The following is a 6,257-nucleotide window of genomic DNA, read 5'->3' on the forward strand; positions in this document are numbered from 1 at the left end:
ATGAGCGCGTTGATGCTCGATGAGCGCACCAAGCCGGCGTCCGGCGGGCGGCTCGTGACGGCCGGCGGAGGGGCCGTCACCTTGCCGATCGACGACTTCGTCGAGCGCGTCCGGCTGCGGATGACCGTCAACAGTGTCGAGCCGACACCTTCGGCGGTGCTGGCATCGGTGCGCGCCGAGCCCGGTGCGGCGCTGCTCGGAGAAGGCACCCTGCGGCAGGTCGCCGACCGGCTCATCGGCGAGATGATCGGCGCGGGCGGGCTCGCTCCGCTGCTCGCCGACCCGGCCGTCACCGACGTCCTGGTCAATGGCATCGAGGTGTGGGTCGATCGCGGGGGCGGGCTGCGCCGGGCCACGGGCCAGTTCGGCGACGCGAGCGAGGTGCGCCGGCTGGCCCAGCGGCTCGCCGCGAGCGCCGGGCGGCGGCTCGACGACGCGTCCCCGTTCGTCGACGCGCAGCTGGCCGACGGCACCCGGCTGCACGCGGTCCTGCCACCGATCGGCCGTGAAGGGCCATATCTGTCACTGCGGACGTTCCGGCGGCAGACGTTCACCATGGACGAGCTCATCGCCCGCGGCACGTTCGACCCGGGTGCGGCCCGCCTGCTGGCGTCGATCGTGGCGGCACGGATCCCGTTCATCGTGACCGGCGGCACGGGCACCGGCAAGACCACCGTCCTGGCGGCCCTGCTGTCCCTGTCACCGCCCGCCGAGCGGCTCGTCGTCGTCGAGGACGCAGCCGAGCTGCGGCTCGCCCATCCGCACGTGGTCGCGCTGCAGTCACGGTTGTCCAACGTGGAGGGCGCGGGCGAGGTCACCCTGCGGGACCTGGTGCGACAGGCGCTGCGGATGCGTCCGGACCGGCTGGTCGTCGGCGAGTGCCGCGGCGCCGAGATCGTCGACCTGCTCGGCGCGCTCAACACCGGCCACGAGGGCGGGGCGGCGACCCTGCACGCCAACTCGCCGGCCGACGTGCCGGCCCGGCTGGAGGCGCTCGGGCTGCTCGGCGGCGTGCCACGGGCAGCGCTGCACGCCCTCATCCATCCCGCGTTGCGGGTCGTCGTGCATCTGCAGCGTGACTCCGACGGCACGCGGTATCTCAGCGAGATCTGCGTCCTGGACGCGCATCCGGAGCAGCGGACCACCGTCGTGCTCACCGCCTGGCGGCGCGGCACCGGCCGGGCAGCCGCCGCCGACCAGCTGGAGATGCTGATCGACGACCGGGGTGTCACGCCGCCCCGGCCGTCGGGTCCTTGGCGGTTCGTGCCGGGGAAGGGCTGGCAATGAGCGCGATCGACCTGGCGCTGGCCGTGGGCGGGGCGATGACCGTCGCCTGCGGACTGCTCCTGCTCCGCAGGCGTCGCACGCGAGCGCGGCTCGACCGGCTCTCCCGGCACCGCAGGACCGCAGGCACCCGCCGCCGATGGCCGACGGCGGAGCGGTTGCCGGCCGTGCTCGTCGAGCGGCCCGGCGCGGCCGTCACCGCCGGCGGTGCGGTCACGGGCGGCATCGGGCTGCTGGCCGGTGGCCCGGTCGCAGCCGTGCTGGCCGCGGCATATGTGTCGGTCGCCATGATCGGTGTGCGCCGGCACCTGTTGCGGCGGGCGGCCGACCAGGCTGTCGCGGAGCTGCTCGACGGCATCGAGGACGCCGTCGGCGACCTGCGGGCGGGCGTCGTGCCCTTCACGAGTGCCGCGCCCTATCCGGGTGGGGCCGACGTGGAGCTCTATACCTCACCCTCCCCGGTCCGCCAGTGGGCCCGGCACACCAGTGAAAGCGGTCTCGGAGCGACGGTCCGCCGGATCTGGGAGGCGTCCGACACCTCGGCAGCCGACAGCGGCTCGGCGGGCGGGTCGGCGTCGGGTGATCAGATGCCGTCCGCGCGGGCCGCCCGGCGGGAGAGCGCGGCCGTCTCTGTCGCGCTGGCCAGGCTCGAGGCCGCGCACAGGGTCAGCGAGGCGCTAGGCACGCCGCTCGCCGACCTCCTCGACCAGGTCGAGGCCGACCTGCGCGCCGGGCAGGCGCTGCGACTCAACCTCGCCGCGCAGACGTCCGGGGCGCAGACCACGACGACGTTGCTGGTCGGTATGCCCGCGGCCGGGTTGTGGCTCGGCGCCGGCATCGGGGTCGATCCCGTCGGTCAGCTGCTGCACACACCGCTCGGTGCGGCCTGCGCGATCGTCGCCGTCGCATTGCAGTGCGCCGGGCTGCTCTGGACCGGGCGGATGGTCCGGTCCGTCGTCGAGGAGGTGCGGTGATGAGCCGGAGGCGCCGATGGCTGTATGCGACCTGCTGCGGCATCGCGGTCGGGCTGTTGCTCGGCGGGATCGTGGGTGTCGTGGCCGGTGTCGTCGCCGTGGTCGCGGCGGAGCGGTTGCTGCGGCGGGTCGAGTCCCGGCGCGTGCGGCAGGAGCGGGTCAAGGCACAGGGAGACCTGCCGTTCGCGACGGAGCTGCTCGCCGCGGCGTTGAGGACCGGCGCGCCACCCGACCGCGCGGCGATCGTGGTCGGGGAGGCCGTCGGCGGGCCGGTCGGGTCCAGGTTGACGCTCGTCGGACGGGCACTGCGGCTCGGTGCGTCACCGCGGGACGCCTGGGCGCACCTGGCCGACCTGCCCGGCGGGCGGCGGCTTTCCCGGGTCGCCGCCCGCAGCGCCGACCGTGGCACGGCGTTGACCCAGGCCCTCGAGCGGCAAGCGGCCGACCTGCGGGTCGCGAAGGCCGCCGCCGGCGAGGCGTCGGCGCGCCGGGTCGGCGTGCTGGTGGTGCTGCCGCTCGGGGTGTGCTTCCTTCCCGCGTTCGTGCTGATCGGTGTCGTGCCGGTCGTCGCCGCCATCATCCGCGACGTGGTGAGGGTGCTGTGAGTCGTAGTTCGTCGATTGATTTGGTCCAGCGTCACCGTGAAGGAGCACCAGTGCCCAACCTCCGCGCCCGTTTCCGTGCCCTGCGCAGGGAAGACCGTGGATCGCACAGCATCGAATACGTCCTGGTCATCGGCGTCGGGGTGGCCCTCGCCGCGGTGTTGCTGAAGGTGGTCATGTCGGATTCGACGTACGACGCCATGTTCCGGATGATCGGCGGGGCGCTGGGATGAGAGACGACCGGGATCGTGGCGCCTGCCGTGGGGGTCCGTGGCGCCGGCGGAGATGGACGCTTCGCACCGGCCGGGCCGACGACCGCGGGTCGGCGACGGTCGAGTTCGCCGTGACACTTCCTGGAGTCGTCGTCCTGCTGCTGATCTTCCTCGCCGGGTGGAGCGCCTTAGCGGCCAAGGTGCGCCTCACCGACGCGGCAGGTCTGGCGGCACGGGCGGCGGCCCGCGGCGAGCCGCAGGAGTCCATCGCCCGCGACACCATGCCGGCGGGCGCCACGATCTCGGTCCACCGCGACGGCGACCTCGTGCGGGTGACAGTGCGCCAACGCGTCAGCCTCGGCCCGCTGCCGTCGATCACCCTGCGCGAGGAGGCAACCGCCCTGGCCGAACCCGAAAGCAACGACCCATGACCCGCGAGCGAGTCGCGACAGGCGGCCGAGGGGTCATTGGCCGCCTACGAAAGGTCGTGGCCGGCAATCGAGGAATCAATTGCCGCCCGCGGGAGGTCGTTGTCGGAAGCCGAGTGGGCCTGAGCCACTTGCAGGGGTTCATGGTCCAGGCCCGATGGTCTGCTCGCCGCTTGTGGTGGTCCGTGGTTCGGGGTCGAGGGGTCGTTGGCCGCTTGTGGTGGTCTGCGGTCCGGGATCGAGGGGCTGTTGGCCGCTTGTGGTGGTCCGTGGTCCGGGATCGAGAGGCCGTTGGCCGCTTGCGGGAAGTTGTGATGCAGGGCCGAGGGACCATGAGCCGCTCGCGGAAGGTCGTGGTTCGGGTCGGCGGTGTCATGGTCTGTGGGCGGGGCGCCGCGGCGCGGGATCGGGGGTCTATCTCGCTGGTGATGGTCATCGTCGGGGTCGTGTGTGTCGCGGCGCTCGTCATTGGGCTCGGGCTGGGTGGCGCCCGCGTCGCGCGGCACAGGGCGCAGAACGCCGCTGATGCGGGTGCGCTGGCCGGCGCGGTGTGGGCGGTCGACGGTTCGCAGGCCGCCTGTGCGATTGCCGGCCGGGTGGTTTCGGCCAATGACGCCAGGCTGGTCAGTTGCGCGGTCGACGGGCTCGACGTGCGCGTGACGGTCGAGGTCCTTATGGGCGACGGGATACCCGCGGGCAGAGCGAGCGCCCGCGCGGGGCCGGTCCGCGACTTCGGCATGGAAGCCGACGGTGACTGACCTGCCACAGATGCCGACAAGACTGACCCTGACGCGGATCCTGACGTCGATTGACCCGGTTTCCGGCGTGGATTCCTGACGTCGGCTGACAGCGAACCTGGCGCGGATGCGGACCCTGACCCCTGGCGAGGACGCTGAGGACGAGCGACCTGGCGCGGGCGCCCGACGGTGACTGATTCGTCTCGGTCGCTAACCGTAGCTCCGGTCGCTGACGACGGCCAGGGCCGCTGACGGCCGCTCCGGTCGCAGACGACGGCCGAGGGAGCGCTGACGACTGACGACGAGACGGCCGCTCCGGTCGCTGACGACAGTCCGGGGGGTGCGCTGACGACTGACGAGTGCTGACGACTGAGGAGCGCTACAGCGTGGCAAGGACGAGTGACAGGACTTGGACGGCGTCGTGTTTGTTGAGGGGATTGTTGCCGTTGCCGCACTTGGGGGACTGCACGCACGATGGGCAGCCCTGCTCGCAGCGGCATTCGGCGACGACGGCTCGGGTCGCGCCGAGCCAGTCGGTGGCCACGTCGAAGGCGCGTTCCGCGAAGCCGGCGCCGCCGGGATGGCCGTCGTAGACGAAGACGGTGGGCAGGGCGGTGTCGGCGTGCAGGGCGGTGGACAGGCCGCCGATGTCCCAGCGGTCGCAGGTGGCGACGAGCGGCAGCAGGCCGATCGACGCGTGCTCGGCGGCGTGCAGGGCACCCGGCCAGTCGACCTCGGCGATGCCGGCCGCGTCCAGAGCCTCGGGGGACACGGTCCACCAGACGGCGACGGTTTTGAGGATGCGTTCGGGGAGGTCGAGCTGGCAGGTGTCGATGACCTCGCCGCTGGAGATGCGGCGGCGCTGGTAGCTGACGACCTGCGAGGTCACCTCGACCTCGCCGAGCGAGAGCGTGACCGGGCCCGCGGTGCGGGTCTGGCGGACCGAGAGGACGGTGAGGGAGGTGACGTCGCGAGGATGGGTGCTCCAGTCGGGCTCCTCGGCGTGGACGAGAGCGACGGAGTCGGCCAGGTCGAGCTTGTCCACGACGTACGACGTGCCCTGGTGCAGGTGGACCGCGCCGGTGTGGACCTGGTGGTGCGCGGAGCCGGTGTCGACTGTGCCGAGCAGGCGTCCGGTGGCCTCCTCCACAACGGCGATCGGTCCGCCGCCCGCCCCGCGGAGGTCGACGTCGGGGCGTTGGCGTTCCGTCCAGTACCAGCCACTGGGGCGCCTCCGCAGGACCCCGGCGGCGACGAGGGCATCCAGCGTGGCCTCGGCGGTCGGGCCGAAGAGCGGCAGGTCCGCCGGGGTGATCGGCATCTCGGCGGCGGCGCAGCACAGTTGCGGCCCGAGGACGTGCGGGTTGGCGGGGTCGAGGACGGTCGCCTCGACCGGCTTGCCGAAGAGCGCTTCGGGGTGATGCACGAGGTACGTGTCCAGCGGGTCGTCCCGCGCGACCAGCACACACATCGCGTCGCGGCCTGCCCGCCCCGCGCGGCCGGCCTGCTGCCACAGGGAGGCGAGGGTACCTGGATAGCCTGAGATCAGGACCGCGTCGAGACCGACGAGGTCGACGCCGAGTTCGAGGGCGTTGGTGGAGGCGAGGCCGAGCAGGGTGCCGTCCATGAGGTCGCGTTCGAGGGCGCGGCGCTCTTCGCGGAGGTAGCCGGCGCGGTAGGCGGCGACCCGTTCGCCGAGGCCCGGCACGGCCTGGTCGAGCGACCGGCGGGTCACGCTGGCCACCACCTCGGCGCCCTTGCGTGACCGGACGAAGGCGAGCGTCCGGACACCGGCGAGGACCGCTTCGGTCAGGAGGTCAGCGGTCTCCCGCAATGCCGACCGCCGCACCGGCTCCGCGTCCCGCACCGCGAAGCCCGTAACCCGCTCGGCGGCCGCCGCCGCCAGGAACGGGTCGGGTCCCGCACCTGCTGTGGAGCCGGCCCTCGTGTCAAAGCCGGCGTCAACGCCTGCGGCGGCGCCAGGCCCTGCACCGGCGGAGCCAACGCATGGGGCGAGGCC

7 protein-coding genes are annotated in these 6,257 nt (G+C 73.0%); 6 read left to right on the plus strand and 1 reads right to left on the minus strand.

Annotated features, from left to right (window positions below):
- From ABZS58_RS14890 to ABZS58_RS14915, 6 genes are all read left to right on the plus strand, one after another.
- Entirely contained in the window at window positions 1–1,287 is a 1,287-nt protein-coding gene (locus tag ABZS58_RS14890) for a TadA family conjugal transfer-associated ATPase (protein ID WP_354781520.1), read from the plus strand.
- On the plus strand, window positions 1,284–2,258 hold the full coding sequence (locus ABZS58_RS14895; RefSeq protein ID WP_354781522.1) for a hypothetical protein: 975 nt from the start codon (window positions 1,284–1,286) through the stop codon (window positions 2,256–2,258). The genes ABZS58_RS14890 and ABZS58_RS14895 overlap by 4 nt, the downstream gene beginning before the upstream one ends.
- Window positions 2,258–2,863, plus strand: coding sequence for a type II secretion system F family protein (locus ABZS58_RS14900; protein WP_354781524.1), 606 nt, complete (start codon window positions 2,258–2,260; stop codon window positions 2,861–2,863). Before ABZS58_RS14895 ends, ABZS58_RS14900 begins: the two co-directional genes overlap by 1 nt.
- Before the next feature lie 50 nt (window positions 2,864–2,913).
- Window positions 2,914–3,093 carry a DUF4244 domain-containing protein gene (locus tag ABZS58_RS14905; RefSeq protein WP_354781526.1) on the plus strand — a complete coding sequence of 60 codons (180 nt, stop codon included), beginning with the start codon at window positions 2,914–2,916 and terminating at the stop codon, window positions 3,091–3,093.
- Between the two features lie 110 nt (window positions 3,094–3,203).
- Window positions 3,204–3,503, plus strand: coding sequence for a TadE family type IV pilus minor pilin (locus ABZS58_RS14910; RefSeq protein WP_354781528.1), 300 nt, complete (start codon window positions 3,204–3,206; stop codon window positions 3,501–3,503).
- Window positions 3,504–3,874: 371 nt separating this feature from the next.
- Window positions 3,875–4,258, plus strand: a complete 384-nt coding sequence (locus tag ABZS58_RS14915) for an Rv3654c family TadE-like protein (RefSeq protein ID WP_354781866.1) — start codon at window positions 3,875–3,877, stop codon at window positions 4,256–4,258.
- Window positions 4,259–4,616: 358 nt separating this feature from the next.
- On the opposite strand, the gene ABZS58_RS14920 is transcribed toward ABZS58_RS14915, so the two are convergent.
- Window positions 4,617–6,257: Zn-binding domain-containing protein (locus ABZS58_RS14920; protein WP_354781530.1), on the minus strand; the 1,641-nt coding region annotated here is incomplete at its 5' end.

The sequence above is a fragment of the Dactylosporangium sp. NPDC005555 genome (assembly GCF_040605635.1).
GTDB lineage: Bacteria > Actinomycetota > Actinomycetes > Mycobacteriales > Micromonosporaceae > Dactylosporangium.

Excerpts from the sequence above, each read along its gene's own strand:
- ABZS58_RS14915 (WP_354781866.1), top strand. The coding sequence starts at position 3,875 with ATGGTCTGTGGGCGGGGCGCCGCGGCGCGGGATCGGGGGTCTATCTCG.
- ABZS58_RS14895 (WP_354781522.1), top strand. The coding sequence starts at position 1,284 with ATGAGCGCGATCGACCTGGCGCTGGCCGTGGGCGGGGCGATGACCGTC.
- ABZS58_RS14890 (WP_354781520.1), top strand. The coding sequence starts at position 1 with ATGAGCGCGTTGATGCTCGATGAGCGCACCAAGCCGGCGTCCGGCGGG.
- ABZS58_RS14900 (WP_354781524.1), top strand. The coding sequence starts at position 2,258 with ATGAGCCGGAGGCGCCGATGGCTGTATGCGACCTGCTGCGGCATCGCG.